The sequence below is a fragment of the Gordonia oryzae genome (assembly GCF_003797185.1).
Classification (GTDB): Bacteria; Actinomycetota; Actinomycetes; order Mycobacteriales; family Mycobacteriaceae; genus Gordonia; species Gordonia oryzae.
The window spans coordinates 181,720-207,620 of the sequence record NZ_RKMH01000004.1; the positions used below are offsets into that span (position 1 = coordinate 181,720).

Below are 25,901 nucleotides of genomic sequence, written 5' to 3' on the forward strand. Positions count from 1 at the left end.
TCTCCCTTTGTCGTTCACCCCGCCGCCGCACCAACCGCAGCAATACCCAAGCATTCTGGGCAAACTATCGCGGTGCCAACACCGAGCACTGCAAGTCCACCGACAACGCCCACCTTGCACCATGTCCCGCACGACGTTGAGGACCCCTGCGGAGCAGGTGGGGTCTGTCTGGTGACATGCGAAAATGGAACCTACAAGGAGGAACGAGTGGCAGAAAATGCAGAGTCTCCCAGCATCGAAGAGTTGGTTCGGCGGGCAGTAGCCGCCGGAGCCGGCGTGGGTCTCGGGGCCGCGCCGGAACAGATCGCTGCAGCCGAGCAGCGTCTCGGAGTGCGGTTCGACCGCTCCTACCGGCAGCTAATGCGCATGTGCAACGGTATTGAGCGACTCGGCCCGATCAGCCTATTCACCCTTGACGAGCTCGGAACGTCACAGCGATGGCGAGATGCCCATCAATTCATGTACTTCGAGTACTTTCTGCATTACACGCCGACCTTCGAGATGCGCGGAGAGACCATGGTCGAGCCAGAGTTCTATCCGCCACCGGAGCGGAGGCGTCCGGTGGTGATCGGCTACGACGAAGAGTTTCCCACACAAGTGTTGTGCAACTTCTCCATCGACGACCGCGATGCGGTGCCCGGCGAGGTGGCCATGTGCCGCTACGAACCCTGGCTGATGGGCCAACTCGACCACTGCTTGGCCTCCTGGGTGGATGACGCCGAGAGTTGGTTTCGTGACGGCGATGCGCTGGCATCAGACCCCTTGCACGACACCATTATCACGCTCCAGCACGCAGTAGCCCTCGACAACGTCGTCGCAGCCCGCCGGTGTCTGTCCACACGCTGGCGCGCCACCTACGACCACCATGCGCCGGTCGTAATGCTCGACGACATCCGCACTCAGTTGTGGCCCCACGGCTCACGCCCAGCGCCCACCACCCCGGTGCCCGAACCGCCGAGTCCAGAAGCAACGATCACCGTCGAGTTCAGCCGTTCCGGTTGGGCCGAGCCCACCATCACCGCAATCATCGGTGCCATCGTCGAACACCACGTATGGCGCATCGATTCGTGGACATGGCAAACACCTTGAACCGGTGTTCGCTTCGGGCCACATTGCTCGGACAGCCTCAGCCCACCAGGTGTAGAACCGGTAGAGCCCGCGGCGGGTCTGCGATTTGTCGGCGTCGTCGTGGTCAGCGGAAAGTGGTTGACGTAGTGCCTCTTTCGTGATGTGTGTCGATATGATCTGCTCGGTGGGATCGTTGTCGGTCAACGCATCCTACATTTGCGCACATGATCTGCCCGACAGCGGCTCTCGAGTACTGAGCAGTCCTCGGCAGTTCACCCGTGCCCGGATCCGAAGATGATCGAATACGCCCCAAAGGGGGTACGGCAGCGCCGGGCGTGGTCGTCGGCATCCCAACGCCCCTGTGTGCTGTGAGGTCGGAGGGGTCATCTCAAAGACGATGGGGTCGCTCTCCGGGAAGCTACGCAGAGACAAGATATTTCGGCTCCGATCGCTTGACCCGAGCTGGCAAGTGGCTCAGATTGTGACGGAACAAGAACGGCTGGTCCGACGAGCAAGGCGGGTCGGTGATGAACTCCATCGGATTCGCCGGCGACAACCAAGGATTCGTCCTCGCCATCATGAACAACCTTGCGGGTCCAGGTGGTTCGACACAGGGTAAGGTCGCAGTATCCCAGGTGGCACGCGACCTCCTGGACTGACCTATTCGGTGGCGGCATGGCCGGCAGTTCGTCGCGGGCGCCTACCCGAGACCAGCGTTCGGACAGTCGCCTGGTTCGCCTCACGGGGGCCTGCTGGACCGACCGGCACGTTCTGCGACGACGACGCTGCGCTGCCGGAGGAGCACGCTCACCAACCAGAACGGCATCTGATTCGCTCGCGCTGCGACCTCGTTGACCTGGGCGTACGCTCCCGATATGGGCAAGTTGAGTCCGATGGTATCGGCGTTGGGCGCTGCACAGTGGCATCGTTGTCTGGAGCCGCACGTCCTCGAAGGGGAGACGATCACCGCGTTCGTCGCCGTGCGCCGCCTCAAACCGACCGTCGAGGGCGTGGCGATCACGAACGCCCGGATTCTCGGATTCAGCTCGGCCGCGGTGTCCGGTAGCGGAGTCATTACCATTCAGGTCGCCGCCGACGAGATCCTCGGCGCCGAATTTGTCGGTCCACGGCAGGTACCCACGCTGACACTGCGGACCGTCAACGGGCCGCGAGTGTTCGGGCAATTCCATAGGGACGAGAAGGAGTTCCTCACCTACTTTGTCGAGTCCCTGCACTGCGCCGGGGTGGGCGCCGATGTGGCGCCCGCGCTGACCAGGTGGCGACGGCAGCGCACCGAAGCCGCCGAGCGAACCCGACGGCGACGCGCGCAACGAGGGCGGGTGGCGGTGTACGGCGAACCGATGACCGAGGTGCAGTGGGAAGCCATCGACGAGCACGCCGGCGACGGTGACTACCCGTGGATGGTCCTCAATGCCGGGCGGCACGGATTGCTGGCAGCCTTCGGCGACCGCGTCGAAGTCCGCAAAACCGGCTGGGAGTCCGGGGCTGCCGCCGGAGTGCACGTCGAGGTGCTCGCGCTGACTGACATTACCGGCATCGAATATCGATGTGGCGCTTTGACCGGCTGTCTCGAATTCATGACAACCGATCATCCGGCGTCGGTCACAGGCGACTTCTGGCCGTGCTCGGTGCAGGATTCCGGGCATCACTCCGTGATGCGCCCCAACGTCATTCGGGTACCCAAACCGTACTATGCGGGTGCTAGGGCGGCGATCGAGGCGTTACGCGAGCAAGTCGGCATGGGGCTCTCGGCGTGAATGACGCCGTGACCGCGCTGCCGCATGGGAGGCTGTACCGTCACGACTCGCCAGGATCATTCCCTACCCGATGGCAGCACCAGTCGAATCGTTGAATTTCGTCCGCATGTCGGTGGCGGGATTGCGCGGTCGGTCACGCCGCGCAGTGGCGCTCGTGACGCCGCCCAGCGCGGGTGATCGTCACCCGTCGCATTTTGGCTGACCGTGAAGATTCCGCGATTGTTGATCGGCTTGATGTGGGGAACGGTGAGCGCCCTCGTCCCTTCGGTGGCGGTGGCGGTGGCGGTGGCGGTGGCGGTGGCCGTACAGACGTTGCGGCGGCGACGCCGGTGACGACCACAGCGATACCGATCGGGTGCTTCTTGTTCATGGCTGGGCCTTTCGAGGCGGGGTTCACTCGCGGTTGGCCCGGACTGGTCCGGCCGGACGAACTGTGCGCCGCGTAGCCTTCGACGTAACAAACAGTGCGGCAAACGGATCGGTCGAATCGGACCACTCGCCCGTGGTATTCGCGCAGGAAGAACTCAAATCGGACAGAGACTTGCCCCAGAGGGATGGTCGGCGGCAGAGTGCTTCGGGTGACGGAGAATGTGGTCGTGCGACTGTGGCTTTCGATCCTTTTGTCGGCGCTCGTCGGGTTTGGCGTGATGCTGGCGCCGACGGCCTCTGCTGCGCCACCGGCCACCAACGGCTTCACGGTGACATTGGATCGCAATCCCGGTCTCGGTGGCGTGATCTTGCTAGCACCCGCCGATCTGCTGAACAACCCCGCCGTACCGCGAGCGATCAGGGCCGCCGGTTCCCATGATCCGGTGACGCTTCAGGTCCGCGCCCGCAACGGGTCGTTGCTGCATCAGTGGGTCATCCCGCAAGGTCAGGAGGCCGGTAACTTCCAGATCCAGACCTACCGCGGGCAACGTGTGTACACGTGGTGGCAGGGCGCCAACGGTGTCGGTCACGGCGACGGGACGTACTTTGTCGCCGACCGCAACTTTCATGTGCTGCAACAGCTGCGGACGCCTGCGGGCACCTCCGGTGACCTGCACGAGTTCCGCATCCTGCCCGACGGGCGTCGCGCCGCGGTGACCAGCTACGCGCGTACCACCGCCGTGGTCAACCGAGCAAGGGTCCCCGTCGTCGACTCGCACTTCTACATCATCGACATCGGCAGCGGCAGAACCGAATTCTCCTGGGATGCACTGTCTCACGTTCCGGTGACCGCAACCACCACTCCGTTGCCCTTGCCGGGCCAGGGACTCGACTACTTCCACATCAACAGCATCTTCCCCGACGGGAAGGGCAACTACCTGGTCTCCTCACGCAACACCTCGGCGCTATACCTCGTCGACGGAACCACCGGCGCCGTGCGTGCGGTGATCGGCGGCAATCGATCCACCTTGCGGGTCGCCGACAATGCGACGTTCCGCAATCAGCACGACGCGGAGCTGTTGCCCGACGGCACGATTCGGCTCTTCGACAACAACTCCAGCCTCCCCGGCACCGGCGGTCCGTCGTCGATTCTCACCATCCGGCCTGACTGGAAGAAGGGCACCGTCGGCCTGGTGTCGCGATGGACTCATCCCGACCGCCTCACCGCTTGGGCGATGGGCAACGCCGAAACCCTGGCCGACGGTTCGGTGTTCGGCGGATGGGGCACCACCGGACACGTGTCGTCCTTCGACCGGACCGGGCACCTGATCTACGACGCGACGCTGTCGGGGATGTTGACCACCTACCGCGCGTTCTGGTATCCGCAGGGGTTGTGAATTCAGCGCGAGCGCGGATCGAGCAGCCCCTCGACCGCCTCGACTACCCGCCCGGCACCGTCCTCACGGCTGATCTCGAGACCGAGTTGTGCTGCGGCGTCGCGGTATCGAGACTGCTCCAGTGCCTCGACGATGGCCGCCGCAAGCCGGTCGGCGTCGAGGCGTGGCCGCGGCAGCGTTGCGGCACTGGCGCCGAGCCGCTGCAGGTGTCGGGACCAGAACGGCTGGTCGCCGCCGGGTGAGGGGATCCCGACGGACGGGATGCCTGCCCGTAGGGTTGCGGCCACGGTGCCCGCACCACACGAGTGCACCGCCAGCGACACCCGTGGGAACAACCACTCGTGCGGCACCGGGCCGACGCTGAATATGCGTTCGTTGTGGAAAGATTCGAGGTCGGTGCCTCCGCTCTGCAGCACGGCTCGGACGCCCGCCTTGGTGACTGCTCGGTGCACGAGCGCGGACAGATCTGCCGCCTCGTCCGGTGGGAGCATGAGGCTGCCGAACCCGACATAGACCGGCGGGGGACCGGATTCCAGGAAGGTGCGGAGATCGGAGTCCGGCACCCACTCCGAGGATCGACGGGGCCACCAGTATCCGGTCACCTCCAGCCCGGGCCGCCAGTCGGCGGGACGGGGCAGAACACTCGGTGAATAACCGTGCAGGATCGGCCATTGCGCCGACGTCCGAGCATTCCGAAGAGATCTGGCGGACCTCCGTGGCAACCCGAGGTCGGTACGCAGGTCGGCCAGGACCCCTCGGTAGATCCGGTCGAACCAGCGCCCGGCCGACCGGCCCACAGCGCGGTTCACGAACTTTCCGGCGGAGGAGGTACCGAGCAGTGACGGCGGGTAGGAGCCCGTCGCGGACAGCGGTTGCAGTCGTAGGCCGGCACTCGGAACACCCCGTGCTTCCGCGAGCGGATGGCCGGCGAGTTCGGCGAACGGCGTGAGGAGCACGATGTCAGTGGGCACGTCGTCGACGGCGGCGAGGAGATTACGGCCGAGCTGACGCATCCCGGCCGGTTTCACCATTTGCATGGCCAGTTTCCGTGGGTCCGTCGAGTCTGGATCGATCGCCGAATCGATCTCGAAATCAACAGGCTTGGCGTCGAGGCCGCAGGCTCGTACCTCGTCGGCGAGGTCGGTGTTGGTGGTGAGGACGACGTGGTGCCCGGCGTCGCGCAGCCGGCATCCGATGTCGGTCAGTGGCATGATGTCGCCGCGGGAACCGTATGCGGCGATGAGGATGTCGGCCATGGGTGGCTCCGTTCGGTGGAGGCCGTTCGATGGATGTGGGACGCCTACCGGGGATCGGGGGCGCAGGCACGGGTGAATGCCTCGATCAGATCGGTGCCGTAGTCGGTGAGGTCGAAGTCGGGCTGGGCGGTGACGCGCAGTAGCGCTGCGCCGATCGAGCCACGAACCGCGGTGGCCATCGATTCGACTGACACGCTGCGGAATTCGCCGGTGTCGACGCCGAGTCGGAAGATCACCTCGAGGTCGACCGCGGCGAGCCCGTCGCGATGCTCGGCGTCGATGGCGACGTCGGCGAGCCGTGCGCCATCGCGTCCGCGGAATCCCTGCGAGATCTCCATGATCGCGATCTGATGTGCGCGGTGTGTCTGCATGTATTGCAGGTGGGTGCGGATGTGCGCGGCAAGTTTTCCGATTGCCGTCGATTCGGCGCCGACCGCGGGGACCATCGCCTCCAACAGGGTTCGGTAGCACTCCGACACCACGGCCGCGACCAACTCGTCCTTGTTGCCGAAGTGATAGAGGACCACGCTCATCGCGACACCGCCACGCTCGGCGATCTTGCGGACCGAAGCCTGGGCGAACCCCAGTTCGGCGATCGCGTCGATCGCGCAGCCGACGAGTTGCCGACGTCGAGCGCGCTCGGTGAAGGTATCACCGTCTGTAGATCGCATGATCTGACTATAGATCAACTGATCTACGCGGGGAACAGTTCGACGCTCGGCACCTGCGGCCGACGTTCCGTAGCCGCCTGCGCCAACGCGTCTCGAGACGCACGCACGGCCGGATGGCCGGACCGGCCCGTGCGGACCGCGGTGAACAGACTCCGTTCCGGATCGCCGGGTAGGGAGTAGAGCCGAAATCGCGGGTCGTCGCCGGCGATCAACGCGGGAACGAAGGTAAGCGCGTGACCGTTGGCCACGAACCTCGAATGCAGCAGGGTGTCCGGGCCGTCGAACCGCACGCGCGGCTCGAAGCCGGCCGAACGGCACACTGCGCGTGCCCATTCGCCGCTGTCGGTCCCCGCGGGTTCGCGTGCCAACGGGAGTTCGGCGAGCTCGGCAAGTCCGGACGGCTCCACCGCCAGCGGTCCCCTGGTGGTGATCGGTCTGATCCTCGCGATTCTCGGTGCCACCGGCCGCGCGGTGGCGGACGCGCGCACTAGTTCTGACCGCGCCCCCGGCGCCCCCGAGTCATGACACCTTGCTGAAGGGGTCGTGTTCGGCGATCAACTTGTCCACCCTCGCCTCGTCGAGTCGTGCCCGCACCGACGTCTGCTCCTGCCGGTCGCGCACCACCTTGGCGAGGGTGAACGTACTGGATGTGAGGAACAGCAAGGTGATTGCGAGAAAACCGCGCTGCCAGGCGTCGATCGGCAGATAGAAGACGCCGACGACGGCGGTCGCGAGGCTGACGCCGAAGGCGATCGCGGCCTGCAGGAAGAATGCTGCGGTGGTGGGGTTCTGGGGAATCTCTGAGGTTGCCATGCCGACAACAATCGCAAGCGATCTCGGCAGCGCCATGAGTAGAATCACGCGACCCGCCTGGGTGATACAGCCAGGTTGCTGTCTACGTGCCCGGGTGCCACAGCTCCTCGAGCGCCACCGGACGGCCGAGGATGTTGCCCGCCGCCCGATGCCCCGACATCAGTGCTGCGGTCACTGTCGCCGGGTCGTCGGTCCACGTGGCCTCCCCGGCGATGTGGAGCACACCGTCGCCGACCGGGGTGGCGAGCACGTCGTGGTCGGCGGTCGTCGAGCCGACCGTCATATACGCATACGAGCCCCGCGCGAACGGATCGTCGCGCCATCGGGTGACATCGACACGGACCGGCTCGCTTACCTCGTCGCGGTAGATCTCGCGCAATGCGTCGAGCACCGAATCGGCGATCCGGCGATCGGACCAGCCGCGAAGTGCCCGAGCGCAGTCGGCGGCGGCAAAGGTCAGCAGCGTGGGGGTGCCGTGCAATGCGGACAGGTCGTAGAACGAATGCCACCAGCGGCCGGCCGGCCCCTGCCGCCGGATCGCGTACACACCGTCATCCCAGAATCGGTGCTCGAAGCGCAAAAAGATCTTCTCGAAATCGTTCATCTCCAGTCGGCTGAGTGCACCGGCGAGTGGCTCGGGCAGCGGTGGCTCGACGGTCAGATCATCCGATTTCAGCACGCCCAACGGCACGGTCAGCACGACCTGATCGGCGGTGAACTCCCCGGCATCGGATGCCACGATGACGCCATCCGCCGACCACCGGACCCGCGTCACAACGTGGCCCAACCGCACGTCGAGCCCCTGTGCCAGTGCCGACGCCAGTCGGTCGTAGCCGTCGGGAAAAACCACCTCGTCGCCGAGGGTCGCGTCGTCGTCGAGACCGTGGGCGTCGAGTTCGCCACTCTGGACGCCGTACTGCTCCTCGGTGCGGTGCGCCAAGTACTCCCGCACCCGCTCGGCGCGTTCGGGTGTCCAGTCGAGCCCGGTCAAGATGTGCTCGACGGCATCGCGATAGGAGAGGCCCGGACCTGCCGAGCCGATGGTGCCCGACAGCAGCGTGTCGACGGTCTGTATGTCCTCGACGAATGCGGCGACCTGTGCGTCGCTCAGTCGTGCACCGTCGGGGCCGTAGTAGGCGGTCGGCCGACTCAGTGACTGATAACTGCCGACGGTGAATTCGGCGGTCCGCATATCGAACGCGCGGATGGCGTCGTACAACGGAGCGCCATCGATGCCATGAATCCACGAGGCACCCAGATCGGTGACGTATCCGTCGGAGCGGTCTGTGTGGGTGCGGCCCCCGATCCGGTCGCGGGCCTCGAGGACGACGACGCGGTGGCCGTACCTGTGCAACAACCTGGCGGTGGTCAGTCCGGCGACGCCGGCTCCGACGACGACGGTGTGTGGCGACGGTCGTGACATCTGGCAGACGTTATCCTCCGGTGCGGAGTGTCGTGACACAATCACACGTGCCGGAACGTCGGGGGGAACGCGGAGGAGGAGTTGTGGACGAGGAAGGCGCGCTCACGGCAGCGGCGCGGGAACTCTCCGCACGACTCCTGGCCTCCGATCCGAACCGGCTCCGCCACGTGACCCGTGTGGCCGCCCAAGCCGCCCGCTACGCCCCAACCGTTGATCCGCGACGGCGTGACGCGTTGATCGCCGCCGCCTGGCTCCATGACATCGGCTACGTTCCGGCTCTGCGAGACACCGGCTTTCATCCCGTCGACGGCGCACGCTATCTCCGCGCGCAGGGCTGGCCCGACGAGGTCTGCGCTCTCGTCGCCCACCATTCCGGTGCGCGCTACATCGCGGCCGAACGCGGTATCGACGAGGTACTGCGCGACTTCACCTTCGTCGAGGACGAGGTGACCGACGCCCTGACATTGGCCGACCAGACCTCCGGCCCGACCGGCCATGCCGTGATGGACCTCGAGGACCGGATGCGCGACATGCTGGACCGGCACGGCCCGGACTCGCCGCATCATCGCGCCCACCCGCGCCGCGCGCCGTACTTTCGCGCCGTCCGCGAGCGCGTGGCGAGGCGGCTCGACACCGGTGGTCCAGGGGCGCCGAATCCGGTCTAGCGTCGGGGTGCATCCGGCTGGTGCCGTCCTCTGCCCTGTTGTAGCGCACTGCCGAGCCGGGTCATTGGATCGGCGATGATTGGCAGAGGTCAACGGTTCCGGCCCCATCCGTTGATGAGACGCGCGCACCCACCTGATCGGCTCACTTGCGCTCAGTGTTGGGTAAATGTCACGCGCGACTGCAGTACGGATTCGGCACCCTCGACGTCGACCACCCGAGCCGCGAGCGTTCGGCGCGCCAGGCCTTCCGGGAGCGCCGCCGAGAACTTCAGCCCGCTGATCGCGGCGCGATCAACATCCGGCAGAGGACGGTGCGAGCCGCCCCGCACCGAAGCCACGACGCGCGTGATGTCGTCGACTCGCAGGTCCGAGTGCAACCGGATCGACTCTCCGCTGATCCTCTGGCGCCCGGGCACCAGCTCTCGAGTCCAGGCGGCGAGAGTGCGGTTGGCTTTGGTTCCGGCCCACGTCCACCACCGCCAGTCGCCGCGCACATCTCGCTCGATGACCAGGTTAACCGGGTGAACGTGCGCCGAGCGCTGCGCACGGTAAGCATCGAGCGCCTCGACGGCACGGCGTGACAATGTCACTCCCGGAGGTGTGGCTCCCAGCAGCACGCTACGCACGCCGCGAGTGATCTCGAACGACAACCCGTCCGGTATCGATTGCCAGCGGGCAGTGCCGTGGATATCGGTGCCCTCCACGTACACCTGGCGCCGCTTCCAGTCGATGTGGGTCACCTTCCACGATCGACCACCTAACAGCAGTACACGAGGACCCTCCGTCGGCTGGGTTAGAACCCCGGCCTCCACCATCCCGATCTCGTTGCGGCCCTCGAAGACCCGAAACTCGGGAGCCGCGGTGAACACCGCGAGGAGTTCCAGGAAATGACGCCGCCCGAAGTGTCTTTCGGCTTCCAGTCCGATGAAGGCGCTACCGGCATCGTGGTCGAGGAACCCAGTGCTGAGCAGGTGGTCGAAGATCTCGTCGCCGTCTTCGGCGAACAGCGGTAGATCGGCCCACTGGTGCTGCCACCCGACGAGCGGAAGCCGTCGGGTCTGCAAGGCCGCCGCGAGGATCTGCTGCGCAGCAATGTGGCGAGGCTCGGGAGTGGCCACCACGGGCTCCACCCAGCCGGTCGCCCAGCAGTGCAGCATTCCCAGCGTCTGCGCGAGTGCGGCATCGTCGAGGGCCAAGAACAGACAGTTGCGGGTGGTGCCGGGTCGTCGGCCGGTCCGGCCGAGTCGCTGTACCGCAGTTCTCGCACCGCAGAACTCGTACCGCAGTTCTCGCACCGCAGAACTCGTACCGCAGACCTCGTGCTGCGGCTCTCCTACACTTGTGAAGTTCACCCGCACGATCTACGCGGGGCGCGAATCGACTCTCGACGAAAGAGCCTCATCATGGACGCAACCCTCACCCCCGAGGCTAAGGGCGCGGTCGCCGACATCGCCGCACGGGACAGACTCTCTCGCGATGCGGTGCTCGCAATTCTGTACCCGGTCAACAGTGGTGGCGGCACCATGGCCCAGTTCCGTATTCCCGAAGTCGGCGGTTTGGCCAGTGGATGCGCGGCGGCCTGACGATGATCGGCAACATGTTCGACAACAAGGCCGAACTGCTCGCCCGGCTGTAGGGGAAGCGCGATGGTGGTGGAACTAGAACCGGGCTTGGCGGCCTCGCTCCGCAAGATCGAGCGACGGGTACTCGCCGAGGTGCCGTTGCGGCCCCGATCGGTACGGGTGATCTGGTTGACGATCGTCGCGCTGGCCGTCTCCAGCGTCGGTGCGTGGGTGACCAGCGACGTCGGCGGCGACCGGACACTGCTCGGTCAGATCGCGATCGGGCTCGGCGTCGGCGGTGCCGTGCTCTCCGCGGCGGCGGCCACACAGCGTCGATTTGGGTGGTGTGTCCTGGCCGGTGCGATCAGCGGGATCGCCGTTCCGCTGTCGGTGCTCGGCTACTGGTCCACGCAGACCGGATTGGGTGTGGCGTCGGCCTGGTTTCTCGTCGCGGTGCTGTGCCACGCGGTTCTCGTGGGCAACTGGGTGCAGTGCGGGCATCCGCCCGTTTCGCCCCGACGATAGTCGCCCCAATTCAGACGGTGCCCTGCGGCATTCTCGACTGTGCTGGGTGGCATCACGGTCGAGTTCGATCCGCAGGACACCTGGCGAGACGTCGTTCCGGACGACGCCTCGGGGCTCATCGGAGTCAGCAGCCCTCTGTTGATCGGCCGTGGTGGTCCCGGCGCGGTGTTGCCCGAGCAGGTCTCGCGGTTGCACCGCATCGCCTCGACGTGGTTCAGCGATCACGGAATGCTTTCGGAGGCGATCGATCAGGCACTGTCGGCCGGCGACACCGGACGCGCGGTGCGGCTGGACGAGCGGGACGGTCGCACCCTGCTCAAACACTCGCAAAGGGTCACCGTTCTCGGCATGATCGACCAGCTCCCGCCGAGCGCGGTGATCACCAGCCCGCGCCTGCAATTGACCGCCGCATGGTCCGAGCCGCGCGGCCACTCGACGCGGCCGCCGATACCGCAGACCAGGTCGATGCGTCCCGTCTGCGGGCCTACGTCGAGAACGAAATTCTCGCCATGGAGGTCCGTACCAGCCGACAGCTGCGTCCGCACGACGCCTGCGAGAGCCGGCGGCCGCCCGTCGGCGGCTGGGCCGAGATCGTCGCACAAGCCAAGGAAGAAGCAGCGATCCGGTTGCTGCTCAGGGCGCCCGACGAGGTGGCTCTACGCGTTGTGCCTCGAGCCGCCTGGCCGGGACAACGAGGCGCAGCAGCAATCAGCGCGATGCTGATCGCCTGCGACGCAGCCGGAATGGTCCGGTTCGCGTTCGGTGTCGGCGCGGAGGTGTCGGCGGGTGGCTGCTGCCGCGCGCTCGGCGGTGGGTGGGCAAGTGTAGCCGAGTGCGCAGACAGGCCTCAGGCCGACGCGCCCGCCAACTCGTCGGCAACCGGGGCTTCCGCGCCAGGGCCGAAGTGGGCGAACTGTTCGATGTGCCGGTCCAGGGAGAGCGGGCTGGGCGTGCCATAGGTGAAATAGGTTTCCCACGGCAGCTTCGCGCCGCCCACGGCCAGGCCGGTGTCGATCTCGGCCATGTCCCAGGTCTTGGTCTGTGCGTCGGGATCGAGATGCAGGTATCCGGCCTCGCCGAAGAGCTCGATCCGGTTGCCTCCGGGTTCGAACACATAGAGGAACTGGCCCTGGGTGATCCCGTGGGTGTCGGGGCCCGCCTCGATCTGGATGTCGTAGTCGCGGAACATCTCCGCGGCGTCGACATTGTGCTGGCCGGTGCCGTAATAGAACGCGAGATGGTGCAGCTTGCCGCGCCCACCGGTCATGTCGCGCATACATGCGACCTCGTGGCCGAGGAGGTTCGAGCTCATCCACGCGCCGATCTCGACCTCACCGTCGACCACCCGCTCAGTGGTGCGGAAACCGAGATGCCGCTCGAACTCGTTCTTCACCGAGGTCACGTCCGACGCCATCAGATTCAGGTGATCGATGCGCTTGACCGGAATACCCTGCAACGGCTTCTTCGACGGCCGCGAGAGGATCTTGCTCTGCAACTCCGACGGGGCGAGATACTTCTCGGCCTCCCACAGCAGAGCGAAGTCGTGGCCGTCTGCGGTGTGGTACGCAAGTGTCTTTCCGTAGCCGAATTCGTCCTCGTGCCAACTGGTCTCGACGTTGCCGTCCTGCAGCGAGCGCGCGCGGCGCTCCAGGGCCTCCGGTGAGCTGGTGCGCAACGCCGCATGACCCATCCCGGCCTGCGCGGACTCGGTGATCTTGAGACTCCACTGGTAGGGGTCCTCGTACCCGCGCAGGTACACCGACTGGCCCTCACGCTTGGTCACATACATGCCGAGGAATCGGGTGAAGAAGTCTTCGGTCTCCTGCGGCTTGGGACTGAGCAGTTCGCAGCGCGCCAGGTGTGCGACGTCGAAACGGGCGGGATTCTCACTCATCGGATCTCCTGTGGTTCGTGCGGCGCCGATGACCGGCGCCATCCATGGGTGGATGACGCCGAGCATGACCGAGGTTTGTGATGGCCATCACTGCCGTTCGGCAATGCCGAACGAGGGTGTCGATGTGGCCGCATCGCGTCCGGGCACTCCGGCGACGAGCACGAGTACGCCCTCGACATCCCTACCGTCGCAGACACAGCGATCCAAGGGAGAACACGATGAGTCGGTTTACCGCCGCAATTGTCGGCTCGGGCAACATCGGGACGGACCTGATGTACAAGTTGCTCAGGTCCGAGTATGTCGAGCCGGTATCCATGGTCGGGATCGATCCCGACAGCGAAGGCCTCGCCCGCGCCCGCACCGAAGGGCTCGAGACATCGGCCGAGGGCATCGAATGGCTGCTGGCACAGCCGGATCTACCGGACCTGGTCTTCGAGGCCACCTCCGCGAGAATTCACGCGGCCGCCGCCCCGCGCTACGCCGACGCGGGAATCACCGCGATCGACCTCACCCCGGCATCGGTCGGTCCGTACGTGGTGCCCGCGGTCAACCTCGACGAGCACCTGGGCGCACCCAACGTGAACATGGTGAGCTGCGCCGGCCAGGCCACCATACCGATCCTGCACGCCATCAACGAGGTTGCCGACGCGTCCTACGGCGAGATCGTCGCCGCCATCGCCGCCAAGAGCGCGGGACCCGGGACGCGCCAGAACCTCAGCGAGTTCAGTGAGAAGACCGGGCGCGCCCTCGCCGCGGTCGCCGGCGCCGATCGCGCCAAGGCGATCTCGGTGATCAACCCGGCCGAACCACCGATGAACATGCGCGACACCGTCTATGCCAAGGTGCGCAACCCCGACGCCGACGCCATCGAGCGGGCCGTCCTCGACATGGTCACCCGGGTGCAGGAGTACGTCCCGGGCTACACCCTCAAACTCGTCGACGTCGACGGTGATCTCGTGACCGTGATGCTCGAGGTCATCGGAGCGGGAGACTTCTTGCCCACCTACGCAGGCAATCTCGACATCATCACCGCCGCCGCGGTCCGTGTCGCCGACGTGATGGCCCAACAGAATCTCGTGACAGGAGCACTCCGATGAACATGTCGAGCAACGACCGCACGGTCACCCTCGTCGACACCACCCTGCGTGACGGGATGTCCAGCGTCTCACACCAGTTCACCACCGAGAACGTGGCGGCGATCGCCGCCGGACTCGACCGCGCCGGGGTGTCGACCATCGAGGTCGCCCACGGAATCGGGTTGGGCGCCTCCTCGATCCAATACGGCTTCGCCGCGGCCACCGATCCCGAGTACGTGCGGGCCGCGGTCGATGCCGTCGACAACGCCGACATCGCGGCACTCTATGTTCCCGGGATTGCCACGCTGACCGAGTTGCAGGGCGCTGTGGACGCCGGCATCTCCACCGTGCGCGTCGCGGTCCATTGCACCGAGGCCGACTGCGGTCAGCAGCCCATCGAATGGGCAAAAGACCAGGGCCTCAACGTGATGACGTTTCTGATGATGAGTCACAAGCTCGAGCCTGAGGCACTCGCGGAGCAGGCGGTCAAGGTCGATTCCTATGGCGCCGACGTCGTCTACGTCGTGGACTCGGCCGGTGCGCTCGTCCCGCAGCAGGCCGGCGAACGTGTCGCAGCGCTGCGATCGGCCATCGGCGCCGACATCGGATTCCACGCACACAACAATCTCGGCGTCGGAATCGCCAACGCGCTCAACGCCGCCGAGAACGGCGCCACCTTCATCGACGGATCGTTGCGCGGACTCGGCGCCAGCGCGGGCAACGCCCAGACCGAGGTGCTCGCGGCCGCCTTCGAACGCGCGGGCTGGCATACCGGCGTCGACCTTTTCGGGCTCATCGACACGGCCGAACACGTTGTCGCACCGTTGATGAAGGAACCGCAGATCGTCGACGAGACGGCGCTGGTGCTCGGATATGCGGGTGTCTATTCGACGTTCTTCCATCCCACCAAACGGGCCGCCAAGAAGTTCGGAATTCCCACGCGCGAGATCCTGCTCGAACTCGGGAGGCGGGGCGTGATCGGCGGCCAGGAGGACATGATCATCGATGTGGCCGCCGAATTGGCCGGTCGCGTGTACGAGACCCCGGAGGTGGCCGCGGTATGACCACGACCGACATCCCGCGGACTGTTCGCCACCTGATCGGCGAGAACTGGGTCGACGCATCCGATGGATCGACCTTCGAATCCCTTGATCCGCATGATGGTTCGCTTTTGGCAACAGTCGCACGGGGAACAGCCGAGGACGGGTCCGCCGCCATCGACGCCGCGCGTGTGGCGTTCGACGACGGACCGTGGCCGCAGATGTCGCCGAAGGAACGTGCCGCGATCCTGCATTCCGTCGCCGATGCCGTCGACGATCACCGAGACGAGTTGGCACTGCTGGAGACCCGTGACGGAGGCAAGACCATCACGCAGTCGCTACACGCCGAGATCCCGCGGGTGGCGCACAATCTGAGATTCTTCGCCGACTACGTGTCGATGGCCGCCAACGAGGCCTATCCGGACGGTGACCTCCTCTCCTACGTGCTGTATCCGCCTGCCGGGGTGGTGTCGGCGATCAGCCCGTGGAATGCGCCGCTGATGCTGGCGACGTGGAAGGTGGCCCCCGCGTTGGCCTTCGGTAACACCGTCGTACTGAAGCCCGCCCCACAGACCCCGTTGACCGCGCACCGGTTCGCCGAGATCGCGCTGGAGGCCGGGCTGCCCGCGGGAGTGCTCAACGTCGTCCATGGCTTCGGTGGCGACGAGGTGGCCGGCCCTCTCACCGCGGACCCGCGGGTGGACCGCATCACCTTCACCGGGTCGAGCGCCACCGGCGTCCACATCCTGCGTGCCGCCGCCGCCAATCACACCCCGGTCTCGGCGGAGATGGGCGGCAAGTCGGCGAACATCATCTTCGAGGACGCCGATCTCGATGTGGCCGTGCCCATGTCGATCCGCGCGATCTTCGGTGGCAACGGGCAGGTCTGCCTGTCCGGCTCGCGTCTGCTGGTGCAGAACTCGATTCGCGAGGAGTTCCTGGCACGGTTCGCCGAGGAAGCGGGCAAGCTCGTCGTCGGCGACCCGAAGGACCCCGACACCTTCATGGGGCCGCTCATCGAGCAACGACACCTCGAGAAGGTTGCCGGCTACGTCGAACTCGCGCAGGAAGAGGGTGGCAAGGTGATCACCGGCGGTGAGCGTCTCACCGGCCCCGCACACGCCGGCGGGTTCTACTACCCGCCGACGGTGATCACCGGGCTCACCAACGACTCTCAGACGGCACGCGAGGAGATCTTCGGACCGGTCGAGACCGTCCTCGGCTTCGACACCGAGGACGAGGCTTTGCGTATCGCCAACGACTCGCCCTACGGTCTGGCCGGAATCCTGTTCACCGACAACCTCAATCGCGCCCATCGATTGGCGGCACGCTGGAAGGCCGGGACCGTCTGGATCAACACGTTCTTCGAACGCGACCTGCGGCTGCCGTTCGGCGGCGAGGGCATCTCCGGGCTGGGCCGCGAGGGCGGACAGTACTCGCGCGAGTTCTTCACCGAACCACGCGCGGTGACCATCCGGTTGCGGAGATGACCGCTACCGGCTCGGGCACCTGCGTCGTCGTCGGCGCCACGGGTGCCATGGGATCGGTCATCACCGAGCGGTTGACCGACCGCGGTCACCGTGTGGTCGCGGTGGCGCGTTCGGCGGGCGACCTGGAGGAGATCGCCGCAGGCAACCCGCTCGTCCACGCGTGCCCCGCAGACATCGGTGACGACGGGGCGGTCGACGACATCCGGGCGGCGCTCGCGCAACCGGCACTCCACGGGCCGTTACGCATGGCGATTTTCGCGGCCGGACTACCGGTCAAGGGGTCGGCCGATGCGATCGTGCCGACGGCGCTGGCGACCGCGGCCAACATCAAGGTCGCCGGCACGGTACGGCTGCTCCACGGGGTGCGCGAACGGATGGCTCCGGGGTCGCGGTTCGTCGCGATCGCCGGGTCGCTCGGCATCGAACCCGGACCGCTCGACGCTGGGCCGGGTACCGCGAACGCCGCGCTGCTGAATCTGATGCGTCAGATCTCGGTGCTCTACGGACCCAGGGGCGTGACGGTGCACACCATCGCCCCCGGACCGATCGACACCCCGCGGCTGCGTGCCCTCGTCGATTCCGAGGTCGAGCAGACCGGTCGCCGACCCGACGAGATCTGGGAGCGCTACCGCGCCAAGACGACGCTGGGCCGCCTGCCGGCTCTCGATGAAATCGCCTGGCTCGTCGAGATGCTTCTTGCTCCGCAGGCCGATGTACTGCACGGCGCGGTAATGACCGCCGATGGCGGTGTTCGTCACGGCGTTCTCTAGGGCCTACACCCAGGTTCTTACAGTCAGGGTTCGGTCCCACTACCAGGAGAGGAAAAGCCATGCCGGTGGCGCACTTTCATCTTCCCTCCGGTGCTGTGACACCGGAACAGGAGCGGCAACTGCTCGTCGAGGCGTCGCAAGTGTATGCGGCAGTGCTGGACTCGCCGATCGAGCGCGTTCGCACCTTCCTGGTGCCCCACGAGGCCACCCGGATGGCGGTGGCCGGGCAGCTCGTTGCCGACAGCGGCGTCGTCGCACCGTACTTCACCGCCATCGTGTTGGCCGGGCGCCCGGTCGCCCAGCGTCAACGGTTACTGCTGGCGTTCACCGATCTGATCGTCGGCGTCCTCGGCGTCGATCGCACGGCTGTCCGCGGACGGATCATCGAGGTCGCTCCGGAGAACTGGGGAATCGGCGGACAGCCTGCGTCGGGGGCCCGCGCCGAGGAGATCGCGGCGCGGGCGGGTTTCGCCGGCAGCGCTCGTGAGATATGTTGATGAGAGTCGACGTATCGGGTGCGACGGCCGGTGGATGATGATAAAGGGCAACGAGGCATGAGTGACACAGATCAGCAGAGTCGCGAACTTGTGTTCGCCGCGCTGGCTGATCATGTCCGTCGCCAGATCCTCGACACCCTCGCCTCGCACGGAGAATGCAGCGCGGGTTTCATCAGCGACCAGATCTCGTCGGTCGGTCGCACCACGGTCTCGACACACCTCAAGGCGCTGAAGATGTCGGGAATGGTCGTCGAACGCCGATCGGGGCGGCACCGATACTTCTCGATTGACCCGGCCGGACCGGCCAACGATGCACTACAGTTCCTGCAAGACATGCTCGAACGTGCACTTGTTGTCGGCGAGGAATCGACCAGCTCGTCGGAGGGTCACTCCGAGGACCGGAGTGCGCGAGTCCGTCGGCAAGCCTGATCGCCTGTCGGCTACCCGATGATCGTGGGTGATGGCGTGTGCCTGCACTTTCTGTGACCGCACAGATCTCGACTGCCGATCCGCCGGAGATCGCTTTTGCGAGGTTCGCCGCCGGTCAGTTCTTCGACCTCGAATGCACGAAGTTGGTGGTGGGTGCGGCCGTCTCGGTGTCGCTACCCGCGGGTGGCGGCTCCGGAGTCGCGGGAATGCCGATCACGCTGCTGGGACATGTGGGTGCGGTGCACCGGGGACGATCGGTGGTCATCACGCACCATCAGCCGTGGCGCGGAAAACTGACGGTGAGATTCTTCGCCGACGGCGGCGGATCGCGGATCGTGGTGGAGTCCAGCCTGGATCAGGACGGTGTCATGTGGCTGGCACAACGACGTGGCTTCGGACCGCCCGAACCGTTGCGCGACGACCTGCACCGCGTGGGTCTGCTCGTCAGCAAGTCCGGTTCGGCCGCGGTGTTCGCCCAGGCCACCGAGACCCTGGCACAGTTGGCCGTCGACGAGATCAACGCGGACGGGGGCATCGCAGGGGTTCCGATGGAATTGCTCATCGGGGACGACGCATCGGATTCGTTGGCCGGAGCGGCCGCGGCGACACGTCTGTTGCGTAGCGGCTGCCGGGTGATCTTCGCCTGTGTCACCTCAGCCACGTTCAGCGCAGCCGCGTCGGTGTTGCAGGGCAGCGGCGTCCTGCTCGTGCACACCGTGCTCAACGAGGGTGGCCGCCCGAATCCCGGAGTGGTCCGGCTCGGCGAGCGACCTCTGGCGCAGGTGCGGGCGGGCGTCCCGGCGCTGATGTCCCGGACCCGTGCTCGGCGGTGGTTCTTTGTGGGACATCGGTATTCGTGGTCGTTCGGTGCGCATTGGGCCGCTCGTCGAGTGGTCTCGGAAAACGGCGGTGCGGTACTCGGCGATGTCTACCTTCAGCTGGGCACCGGGGACTTTTCGGCGGTGATAGAGTCGATCGAGCATTCGGGGGCGGAACTGATCCTGTCGTCCCTGGTCGGTCATGATGAGGTCGTCTTCGAGCAGCAATGCGCACATTTCGGTCTGCGGTCTCACACCCGCACACTCGCGCTCGTACTGGACGAGGCGACGCAACAGCTGATCGGCGACTCGGCCGCCGATGGGGTCTGGGCCGCCTTCGCCTACTTCCAGGGGGCCATCGAGACCTATCGTGAACTGGAGGACCGCTACAGCCGAGATCTGGTGGGCCCGGCTCCGCCACTCAGTTCGTTGTCGGAAACGACATATGAGGCAATCCGGATGTACGGGCGCGTGATCTCGATGGAGCCGGATCTCGACCGAGAAGGTTTGCGCCAGAAGCTGATACAGTGCTCGATCCACTCCGAGGCCGGGCCGACACGGCCGATTCTGCTCGCCGAGTCGCGCCGAGGGGTTCTGCGCCCGCTCTGAACCTCGCACGAGTTGATATGTCGACACCTATTGACGGATCGACGTCCACTTCGTAGTCTTCTTGTCATTCACCTCGTCGGCAAGAAGGAGATGGCATGGTAGTCGAGCGTCCTGATGCGGGGGCAATCGAGTCCGCAGCAACACATTTCGGATTCGATCTGAACGAGTCCGGCCGAACGGAATTCGTCGCGTTGGTCGACGGTGCATTGGGCTCCTACGACGTCGTCGACGACGTCTATGCACGCTCCGCGATGCCCGACGCGCCGGTCCGGCGGTACGAGTCCGCACGTGCCGACGACTCGAATCCGCTTGGCGCCTGGTACATGAGGACGTCGATCAACGCGGAAGCCCCGCCTGATACCCGACTGTCCGGTCGGAAAGTGGCCATCAAGGACAACGTGTCGGTGGCCGGGGTCCCGATGATGAACGGCTCGCGGTCGTTGGAGGGATTCATTCCTTCTCGTGATGCCACCGTCGTCACCCGTCTACTCGACGCAGGTGCCGAGATCGTCGGCAAAGCGGTGTGTGAGGATTTGTGCTTCTCCGGGTCGAGTTTCACGCCGGCCTCCGGCCCGGTGCTCAATCCCTGGGATCGGACGCGTGAGGCCGGCGGATCATCCGGCGGCAGTGCGGCTTTGGTCGCCAGCGGCGAGGTCGACCTGGCCATCGGCGGCGACCAGGGTGGGTCGATCCGGATCCCGGCGTCCTTCTGCGGGGTGGTGGGACACAAACCGACCTTCGGACTCGTCCCGTACACCGGTGCATTCCCGATCGAGCGCACCATCGATCACGTCGGTCCAATCACGCGGACCGTCTCCGACGCGGCGGCGATGCTCTCGGTGATCGCCGGCCGAGATGATCTCGATCCGAGACAGCCCACAACAATCGAAGCGGCCGATTACCTCACAGGGCTCGACGACGGAGTGACCGGGCTCCGGATAGGGGTGGTCTCCGAGGGATTCGGTCACGAGGTCTCCCAACCCGACGTCGATGACGCCGTCCGGGCGGCGGTGGAGCGGTTCACCGAGGCGGGGGCGGTGGTCGAGCAGACCAGTATCCCCTGGCACCGGGATGCGTTTCATGTGTGGAACGTGATCGCCACCGACGGCGGCGCTTACCAGATGCTCGACGGGAACGGCTACGGCCTCAATGCGGATGGCTTGTACGATCCCGAACAGATGGCCTACTTTGCGCGACGGCGAATCGACTACGCCGACGACTTGTCCGAGACGGTCAAACTCGTTGCGCTGTGCGGATATCACGGTGTGAACAGGCTGGGCGGAGCCAGCTACGGCAAGGCGCGCAACCTGGTACCACTCGCTCGAGCAGCTTACGACGCGGCACTACAACGATATGACGTTCTCGTCATGCCGACCCTGCCGTATGCGGCGACGGTACTGCCCGAGCCACCCATCGATCGGGCGACCTATCTGACCAAGGCGCTCGGAATGATCGTCAACACCGCGCCTCTCGACGTCACCGGACATCCGGCACTGTCGGTGCCCGCCGGCCTCGTCGACGGCCTCCCGGTCGGAATGATGATCATCGGCAAGCATTTCGACGACGCCACTGTTCTGCGAGCCGGTCACACCTTCGAACAACTCCGGGGCGGATTCCCCGCACCGCAGACCGCATCCGCACTGACCTAGAAAGGATTTCTGCTCAATGGAATCCGCGATCGACACCCATCTCACCTGTCCACGCAGTATCTCCCGTCGCGTCCCCGACGACTATCAGCCGCCCTTCCCGATGTGGGTGGGTCGCGCCGACACGGAGATCGAGCAGATCACCATGGGATACCTTGGCGTTCAGTCCCACGGAGAGGCTCACCGGGCGCAGGCGTTGACCGCGGTCGCCGAGATCGTCGCCCATCTCGACCATCCGCACGGTCCATCGCATCACGATGTCACCCACCACGTCGATGGTGAGGGCTACGACAATTTCATTGTTGTCGGCTACTGGGCTGATCCGCAATCCTGCACGCGGTGGCTGGGTTCGCCCGAGGTCGACCGCTGGTGGTCCTCCGACGACCGTCTCACCGATCCGGTCGGCTACTTCCGCGAGATCGTGTCACCACGAGTGGACCAGTTCGAAACCCTGTATGCGTTCCAGGACAGGTTGCCCGGCGTGGGCGCGCTGATGAGCGACATCAGCGGCGATATCAACGAGCACGGCTACTGGGGATCGATGCGCGAACGATTCCCGTTGTCACAGAACGAGTGGATGCAGCCGCCCCGCGACGCCACCCTCCGGATCGTGTCGGGAGATCCCGCTGCCGGTGGACGAGTGGTGGTCGCGGGTCACGACAACATCGCACTGATCCGGTCCGGACAGGACTGGCGCGAGGCCGTTGAGCCCGAGCGCTCGCTGTATCTCGACGAAATCCAGCCCACCCTGCATCAAGGGATGGACTTCTTGCGTGACAACGGCGCAGACGTCGGCTGCTACAGCAATCGGCTGGTACGCAACATCGATCTCGACGGCCGTCCGCTTGACGAGACCTACAACATCGGGCACTGGCGATCGCTGGAGAAACTCGAGCGGTGGGCCGAATCGCACCCCACGCACCTGCGGATCTTCACGACATTCTTCAAAGTCGCCACGGAACTGGACAAACTTCGCCTCTATCACGAGGTTTCGGTATCCGATGCGCAGGACCAGATCTTCGAGTACATCAATTGTCACCCCGGTACCGGCATGATGCGCGATGCGTCGCCGGCCGCAAATCAGTGAGGAGAGTCAGATGAATGGTGTCTTTGACCTCGGCGGAACCGACGGCCTCGGTCCGGTCTCGGTCGTCGAGGACGAACCAACCTTCGTGGCAGAGTGGGAAAAGCCGATGTTCACCATGTTCCCGGCGTGCTTCCGCGCGGGCTACTTCGGTGTGGACTCGTTCCGCCACGGGATCGAGAAGATGGACCCGGCGGTCTACCTCAAGGCGCCCTACTACGAGCACTGGCTGTACTCGATCGAGAACGCCGCCATCGCCGCCGGCGCCATCGACCCGGCCGAACTCGACCGTCGAACCGAGCATTATCTGCATAATCCGGAGGCTCCGCTGCCCGATCACGAACAGTCGCAGGAGTTGATCGACTTCGTGAACGCGGTCGTGCCGGCGGGCGCTCCGGCGAAGCGGGATACCGACAAGGCCGCCCGTTTCGTCGTCGGTGACGTGATCCGGGTGACCGACGTGAGCCCATACGGCCACACACGGCGCGCCCGGTACGTACGCGGAAAGGTGGGAACCGTTGTCGCCCAGCATGGTTCCTTCATCTATCCCGACACCGCCGGCAACGGCCTCGGGGAGAACCCCGAGCACGTCTACACGGTGAGATTCACCGCCGAGGAGCTATGGGGTACAGGTATCGGCGATCCCAACGGCTCGGTCCACTTCGATGTCTGGGACCCCTACATCGAACTCGTCACAGAAGGAGCACAGGCATGAGCTTTCAGACCCCGAGCCAAGAGGAGATCGCCGCGCGCGTCAAAGCCCTCGAATCGATGTTGATCGAGAAGGGCGTGATGACGACATCGATGGTGGATCGCATCGTCGACATCTATGAGAACGAGGTCGGACCGCAACTCGGGGCCAAGGTCGTCGCCAAGGCCTGGGCGGACCCCGACTTCAAGCAGCGTCTGCTCACCGATGCGACCGGAGCCTGCAAGGAACTCGGAATCAGCGGACTGCAGGGCGAGGACATGGTGGTGCTCGAGGACACCGGCACCGTCCATCATGCGATCGTGTGCACCCTGTGCTCGTGCTATCCGTGGCCGGTCCTGGGGCTTCCGCCCAACTGGTACAAGGAACCGCAGTATCGCGCGCGGATCGTGCGGGAGCCGCGCAAGGTGCTGGCCGAGGACTTCGGCTACGAGATCCCCCGGACCACCGAGATCCAGATCTGGGATTCCAGCTCGGAAATGCGGTACTGGGTGCTGCCGCAACGCCCGAGTGGTACCGACGGTTGGAGCGAAGACCAGCTCGCGGCGCTGGTGACCCGCGATTCGATGATCGGTGTCGGCCCGGTCAAGGAGGTGGCGGCATGAGTGTGACCGCACCACATCCGCAGCAACGGGCCGCCATAGACAGCCTCGTCTGCGACCTGCCGGCCCCGCGTTCGGGCGATACCGCCTTCGATTCCCCCTGGGAGATCCGCGCTTTCGCGCTCGCCATCGTCGCTCACCAGAGCGGACAGTACGACTGGAGGCAGTTCCAGGGTGCGCTGATCTCGTCGATCCAAGAATGGGAGACGGCGGTGGGTGATCTCACGGACGACTCGTGGTCGTACTACCGGCACTGGGTGAGCGCACTCGAGCAGGTGCTCGCAGAGAGTGGTCATCTACCGGCCGACGAGTTCGCCGAGCGCACCGCCGAGATCCTTTCCGCACCGCCGAATCGCAACCATCACAGGGCGATCCTCGAGCCGATCGCCATCGACAAGGCATCCGGGTCCTGACGATGAGCTCATCGGTGAAGCGGTGGACCCGGAAGGATTACCTGGACGCGTCCGTCCAACTCGGCATCATCGTGGTGATGCACGTGGTGGCGTTCGGGGTGCTGTTCGCGGTCATCGTCCCGCAGCACTACCAACTCGGCACCCAGGTGTTCAGCGTGGGACTGGCCGTCACCGCATACACCTTCGGGTTACGGCACGCCTTCGACGCCGACCACATCGCTGCGATCGACAACACCACCCGTAAACTCATGAATGACGGCCGGCGACCCAAGTCGGTCGGATTCTGGTTTGCCATGGGGCATTCGACGATCGTGTTCCTCCTCGCGATTCTCGTGGTCGTGGGTGCACACGTGGTGTCGGTGCTGACCCAGGACGACTCACCGGTCCGCCAGGCGCTGGGCACGATCAGCACGGTTGCCTCCGGCACCTTTCTGTATCTCATCGCGTTCATCAACATCGTTGCCCTGATCGCCATCTGGCGGGTGTTCGGCAAACTCCGGGCGGGCCACTTCGATCACGACGAACTCGAGGGCGCGCTGCACGACCGTGGATTCCTCGCTCGGTTGCTCGGCCCTCTGATGCGGCGGATCAAGCGTCCGTTCCAGATGTATCCCGTCGGAGTCCTGTTCGGGCTCGGCTTCGACACGGCGACCGAGGTGGCACTTCTCGCCCTGGCCGGCACCGGCGCCGTGGCCGGATTGCCGTGGTATGCGACCCTTGTGCTGCCCTTGCTGTTCGCCAGTGGTATGAGCCTGATGGACACGCTGGACGGGATGTTCATGACGGTCGCCTACGATTGGGCGTTCGCGCATCCGGTGCGCAAGATCTACTACAACCTGACCATCACCGGCCTCTCGGTGGCGGTGGCCCTGCTCATCGGGACCATCGAGTTGGTGAGTGTGCTCCACGACGACTTCGGTTGGACCGACTCTGCGAGCAACTGGATCAGCGGAGTCGATCTCAACACGGCCGGAATCGCCATTGTCGTCATGTTCGTGGTCGCGTGGGTGATCGCGATCGCCTACTGGAAGTTGGCCAAGCTCGAGGACCGGATTCCGGCGCCCGAAGCCGAACGCCTGCCCTCCTGATCACCGTGGCTGCCCCGCCTCCCGCTCGGCGATGGTGACATCACCTGCCGCCCAGTGGGTTGCGGGAACCTCGCGGACCACCACCCGAATGTTGGCGATGGGTGCTCCCAGGGCGCGGTGGGCGGCCTCGGTCAGTTGATGCTGTAGGTCGCGGATCTGCTCGGGTGTCCGTCCCGCGGAGAGGGTCACGTCGATGAACGGCATCGCAC

The 25,901-nt window shown here is 65.6% G+C and carries 28 protein-coding genes and 1 pseudogene; 21 read left to right on the top strand and 8 right to left on the bottom strand.

Features of this window, described 5'->3' with window-relative positions; translation table 11 throughout:
- Positions 1 to 207: 207 nt before the first annotated feature.
- The 5 genes from EF294_RS06735 (at position 208) to EF294_RS06755 (ending at position 4,612) form a co-directional block, all read left to right on the top strand.
- Positions 208 to 1,089 (top strand): SMI1/KNR4 family protein, encoded by an 882-nt coding sequence (locus tag EF294_RS06735; RefSeq protein WP_246007726.1) that lies wholly within the window; start codon positions 208 to 210, stop codon positions 1,087 to 1,089.
- A gap of 503 nt (positions 1,090 to 1,592) precedes the next feature.
- Positions 1,593 to 1,727: a hypothetical protein gene (locus tag EF294_RS22420; protein ID WP_281275985.1), complete on the top strand. Its 135-nt coding sequence runs from the start codon at positions 1,593 to 1,595 to the stop codon at positions 1,725 to 1,727.
- 216 nt (positions 1,728 to 1,943) lie between these two features.
- A complete protein-coding gene (locus EF294_RS06745) occupies positions 1,944 to 2,846 on the top strand; it encodes a hypothetical protein (protein ID WP_246007727.1) in 903 nt (300 codons plus the stop codon).
- Positions 2,847 to 3,050: 204 nt separating this feature from the next.
- Positions 3,051 to 3,179 carry a hypothetical protein gene (locus EF294_RS22425; RefSeq protein WP_281275986.1) on the top strand — a complete coding sequence of 43 codons (129 nt, stop codon included), beginning with the start codon at positions 3,051 to 3,053 and terminating at the stop codon, positions 3,177 to 3,179.
- Between the two features lie 245 nt (positions 3,180 to 3,424).
- Positions 3,425 to 4,612, top strand: coding sequence for an arylsulfotransferase family protein (locus EF294_RS06755; RefSeq protein ID WP_246007728.1), 1,188 nt, complete (start codon positions 3,425 to 3,427; stop codon positions 4,610 to 4,612).
- A 2-nt stretch (positions 4,613 to 4,614) separates the two neighbouring features.
- On the opposite strand, the gene EF294_RS06760 is transcribed toward EF294_RS06755, so the two are convergent.
- The 5 genes from EF294_RS06760 to EF294_RS06780 form a co-directional block, all read right to left on the bottom strand.
- Positions 4,615 to 5,868 carry a glycosyltransferase gene (locus tag EF294_RS06760; protein WP_123927209.1) on the bottom strand — a complete coding sequence of 418 codons (1,254 nt, stop codon included), beginning with the start codon at positions 5,866 to 5,868 and terminating at the stop codon, positions 4,615 to 4,617.
- A 44-nt stretch (positions 5,869 to 5,912) separates the two neighbouring features.
- Entirely contained in the window at positions 5,913 to 6,539 is a 627-nt protein-coding gene (locus tag EF294_RS06765) for a TetR/AcrR family transcriptional regulator (protein ID WP_123927212.1), read from the bottom strand.
- A 23-nt stretch (positions 6,540 to 6,562) separates the two neighbouring features.
- Positions 6,563 to 6,946 carry a LysR substrate-binding domain-containing protein gene (locus EF294_RS06770; protein ID WP_246007729.1) on the bottom strand — a complete coding sequence of 128 codons (384 nt, stop codon included), beginning with the start codon at positions 6,944 to 6,946 and terminating at the stop codon, positions 6,563 to 6,565.
- A 112-nt stretch (positions 6,947 to 7,058) separates the two neighbouring features.
- Positions 7,059 to 7,352 (bottom strand): YiaA/YiaB family inner membrane protein, encoded by a 294-nt coding sequence (locus EF294_RS06775; protein WP_035727355.1) that lies wholly within the window; start codon positions 7,350 to 7,352, stop codon positions 7,059 to 7,061.
- A gap of 82 nt (positions 7,353 to 7,434) precedes the next feature.
- The gene (locus tag EF294_RS06780) at positions 7,435 to 8,775 is read right to left on the bottom strand and encodes a flavin monoamine oxidase family protein (protein WP_185090964.1); all 1,341 of its coding nucleotides are present in this window, start codon (positions 8,773 to 8,775) and stop codon (positions 7,435 to 7,437) included.
- 83 nt (positions 8,776 to 8,858) lie between these two features.
- On the opposite strand from EF294_RS06780, the gene EF294_RS06785 reads away from it, so the two are divergent.
- A complete protein-coding gene (locus EF294_RS06785) occupies positions 8,859 to 9,440 on the top strand; it encodes an HD domain-containing protein (protein WP_123927214.1) in 582 nt (193 codons plus the stop codon).
- 152 nt (positions 9,441 to 9,592) lie between these two features.
- Here EF294_RS06785 and EF294_RS06790 read toward each other — a convergent pair whose 3' ends face one another.
- Complete coding sequence (locus tag EF294_RS06790; RefSeq protein WP_246007730.1) at positions 9,593 to 10,735, bottom strand: hypothetical protein; 1,143 nt, start codon at positions 10,733 to 10,735, stop codon at positions 9,593 to 9,595.
- A gap of 108 nt (positions 10,736 to 10,843) precedes the next feature.
- On the opposite strand from EF294_RS06790, the pseudogene EF294_RS06795 reads away from it, so the two are divergent.
- Both EF294_RS06795 and EF294_RS06800 read left to right on the top strand, forming a co-directional pair.
- Positions 10,844 to 11,049 (top strand): annotated as a pseudogene (locus EF294_RS06795) (SHOCT domain-containing protein); the annotation flags it as partial.
- 37 nt (positions 11,050 to 11,086) lie between these two features.
- Positions 11,087 to 11,527, top strand: coding sequence for a hypothetical protein (locus EF294_RS06800; RefSeq protein ID WP_246007731.1), 441 nt, complete (start codon positions 11,087 to 11,089; stop codon positions 11,525 to 11,527).
- Between the two features lie 847 nt (positions 11,528 to 12,374).
- On the opposite strand, the gene EF294_RS06805 is transcribed toward EF294_RS06800, so the two are convergent.
- Positions 12,375 to 13,421 (bottom strand): VOC family protein, encoded by a 1,047-nt coding sequence (locus EF294_RS06805; protein ID WP_123927217.1) that lies wholly within the window; start codon positions 13,419 to 13,421, stop codon positions 12,375 to 12,377.
- Positions 13,422 to 13,639: 218 nt separating this feature from the next.
- On the opposite strand from EF294_RS06805, the gene EF294_RS06810 reads away from it, so the two are divergent.
- From EF294_RS06810 to nicT, 13 genes are all read left to right on the top strand, one after another.
- Positions 13,640 to 14,518: an acetaldehyde dehydrogenase (acetylating) gene (locus EF294_RS06810; RefSeq protein WP_123927220.1), complete on the top strand. Its 879-nt coding sequence runs from the start codon at positions 13,640 to 13,642 to the stop codon at positions 14,516 to 14,518.
- Positions 14,519 to 14,520: 2 nt separating this feature from the next.
- Positions 14,521 to 15,561 (top strand): 4-hydroxy-2-oxovalerate aldolase, encoded by a 1,041-nt coding sequence (dmpG, locus tag EF294_RS06815; RefSeq protein ID WP_185090974.1) that lies wholly within the window; start codon positions 14,521 to 14,523, stop codon positions 15,559 to 15,561.
- Complete coding sequence (locus tag EF294_RS06820; RefSeq protein WP_123927225.1) at positions 15,558 to 17,027, top strand: aldehyde dehydrogenase; 1,470 nt, start codon at positions 15,558 to 15,560, stop codon at positions 17,025 to 17,027. The genes dmpG and EF294_RS06820 overlap by 4 nt, the downstream gene beginning before the upstream one ends.
- Positions 17,024 to 17,797 (top strand): SDR family NAD(P)-dependent oxidoreductase, encoded by a 774-nt coding sequence (locus EF294_RS06825; protein WP_123927228.1) that lies wholly within the window; start codon positions 17,024 to 17,026, stop codon positions 17,795 to 17,797. Before EF294_RS06820 ends, EF294_RS06825 begins: the two co-directional genes overlap by 4 nt.
- A gap of 59 nt (positions 17,798 to 17,856) precedes the next feature.
- Entirely contained in the window at positions 17,857 to 18,294 is a 438-nt protein-coding gene (locus EF294_RS06830; RefSeq protein ID WP_123927231.1) for a tautomerase family protein, read from the top strand.
- 57 nt (positions 18,295 to 18,351) lie between these two features.
- Positions 18,352 to 18,723 carry an ArsR/SmtB family transcription factor gene (locus EF294_RS06835; protein WP_123927234.1) on the top strand — a complete coding sequence of 124 codons (372 nt, stop codon included), beginning with the start codon at positions 18,352 to 18,354 and terminating at the stop codon, positions 18,721 to 18,723.
- Positions 18,724 to 18,761: 38 nt separating this feature from the next.
- Positions 18,762 to 20,150, top strand: coding sequence for an ABC transporter substrate-binding protein (locus tag EF294_RS06840; protein ID WP_123927237.1), 1,389 nt, complete (start codon positions 18,762 to 18,764; stop codon positions 20,148 to 20,150).
- A gap of 95 nt (positions 20,151 to 20,245) precedes the next feature.
- Entirely contained in the window at positions 20,246 to 21,799 is a 1,554-nt protein-coding gene (locus tag EF294_RS06845) for an amidase (protein WP_123927240.1), read from the top strand.
- A 16-nt stretch (positions 21,800 to 21,815) separates the two neighbouring features.
- Positions 21,816 to 22,883 carry an aliphatic aldoxime dehydratase gene (oxdA, locus tag EF294_RS06850; RefSeq protein ID WP_123927243.1) on the top strand — a complete coding sequence of 356 codons (1,068 nt, stop codon included), beginning with the start codon at positions 21,816 to 21,818 and terminating at the stop codon, positions 22,881 to 22,883.
- A gap of 10 nt (positions 22,884 to 22,893) precedes the next feature.
- The gene (nthB, locus tag EF294_RS06855) at positions 22,894 to 23,595 is read left to right on the top strand and encodes a nitrile hydratase subunit beta (RefSeq protein ID WP_123927246.1); all 702 of its coding nucleotides are present in this window, start codon (positions 22,894 to 22,896) and stop codon (positions 23,593 to 23,595) included.
- A complete protein-coding gene (nthA, locus tag EF294_RS06860) occupies positions 23,592 to 24,194 on the top strand; it encodes a nitrile hydratase subunit alpha (protein ID WP_123927250.1) in 603 nt (200 codons plus the stop codon). The genes nthB and nthA overlap by 4 nt, the downstream gene beginning before the upstream one ends.
- Positions 24,191 to 24,604, top strand: coding sequence for a nitrile hydratase accessory protein (locus EF294_RS06865; RefSeq protein ID WP_123927253.1), 414 nt, complete (start codon positions 24,191 to 24,193; stop codon positions 24,602 to 24,604). The genes nthA and EF294_RS06865 overlap by 4 nt, the downstream gene beginning before the upstream one ends.
- Positions 24,605 to 24,606: 2 nt before the next feature.
- Positions 24,607 to 25,692 (top strand): Nickel transporter NicT, encoded by a 1,086-nt coding sequence (nicT, locus tag EF294_RS06870; RefSeq protein ID WP_123927256.1) that lies wholly within the window; start codon positions 24,607 to 24,609, stop codon positions 25,690 to 25,692.
- Here nicT and EF294_RS06875 read toward each other — a convergent pair whose 3' ends face one another.
- A complete protein-coding gene (locus tag EF294_RS06875) occupies positions 25,693 to 25,896 on the bottom strand; it encodes a tautomerase family protein (RefSeq protein WP_123927259.1) in 204 nt (67 codons plus the stop codon).
- Positions 25,897 to 25,901: the final 5 nt, after the last annotated feature.

Bases quoted from the DNA above. Each gene is read 5' to 3' on its own strand.
- EF294_RS06835 (WP_123927234.1), top strand. From the start codon at position 18,352: ATGAGTGACACAGATCAGCAGAGTCGCGAACTTGTGTTCGCCGCGCTG.
- EF294_RS06865 (WP_123927253.1), top strand. From the start codon at position 24,191: ATGAGTGTGACCGCACCACATCCGCAGCAACGGGCCGCCATAGACAGC.
- EF294_RS06760 (WP_123927209.1), bottom strand. From the start codon at position 5,868: ATGGCCGACATCCTCATCGCCGCATACGGTTCCCGCGGCGACATCATG.
- EF294_RS06845 (WP_123927240.1), top strand. From the start codon at position 20,246: ATGGTAGTCGAGCGTCCTGATGCGGGGGCAATCGAGTCCGCAGCAACA.
- nthA (WP_123927250.1), top strand. From the start codon at position 23,592: ATGAGCTTTCAGACCCCGAGCCAAGAGGAGATCGCCGCGCGCGTCAAA.
- EF294_RS06820 (WP_123927225.1), top strand. From the start codon at position 15,558: ATGACCACGACCGACATCCCGCGGACTGTTCGCCACCTGATCGGCGAG.
- EF294_RS06825 (WP_123927228.1), top strand. From the start codon at position 17,024: ATGACCGCTACCGGCTCGGGCACCTGCGTCGTCGTCGGCGCCACGGGT.
- nicT (WP_123927256.1), top strand. From the start codon at position 24,607: ATGAGCTCATCGGTGAAGCGGTGGACCCGGAAGGATTACCTGGACGCG.
- EF294_RS06805 (WP_123927217.1), bottom strand. From the start codon at position 13,421: ATGAGTGAGAATCCCGCCCGTTTCGACGTCGCACACCTGGCGCGCTGC.
- EF294_RS06830 (WP_123927231.1), top strand. From the start codon at position 17,857: ATGCCGGTGGCGCACTTTCATCTTCCCTCCGGTGCTGTGACACCGGAA.
- EF294_RS06765 (WP_123927212.1), bottom strand. From the start codon at position 6,539: ATGCGATCTACAGACGGTGATACCTTCACCGAGCGCGCTCGACGTCGG.
- EF294_RS06810 (WP_123927220.1), top strand. From the start codon at position 13,640: ATGAGTCGGTTTACCGCCGCAATTGTCGGCTCGGGCAACATCGGGACG.
- nthB (WP_123927246.1), top strand. From the start codon at position 22,894: ATGAATGGTGTCTTTGACCTCGGCGGAACCGACGGCCTCGGTCCGGTC.
- EF294_RS06775 (WP_035727355.1), bottom strand. From the start codon at position 7,352: ATGGCAACCTCAGAGATTCCCCAGAACCCCACCACCGCAGCATTCTTC.
- oxdA (WP_123927243.1), top strand. From the start codon at position 21,816: ATGGAATCCGCGATCGACACCCATCTCACCTGTCCACGCAGTATCTCC.
- EF294_RS06800 (WP_246007731.1), top strand. From the start codon at position 11,087: ATGGTGGTGGAACTAGAACCGGGCTTGGCGGCCTCGCTCCGCAAGATC.
- dmpG (WP_185090974.1), top strand. From the start codon at position 14,521: ATGTCGAGCAACGACCGCACGGTCACCCTCGTCGACACCACCCTGCGT.
- EF294_RS06875 (WP_123927259.1), bottom strand. From the start codon at position 25,896: ATGCCGTTCATCGACGTGACCCTCTCCGCGGGACGGACACCCGAGCAG.
- EF294_RS06780 (WP_185090964.1), bottom strand. From the start codon at position 8,775: ATGTCACGACCGTCGCCACACACCGTCGTCGTCGGAGCCGGCGTCGCC.
- EF294_RS06745 (WP_246007727.1), top strand. From the start codon at position 1,944: ATGGGCAAGTTGAGTCCGATGGTATCGGCGTTGGGCGCTGCACAGTGG.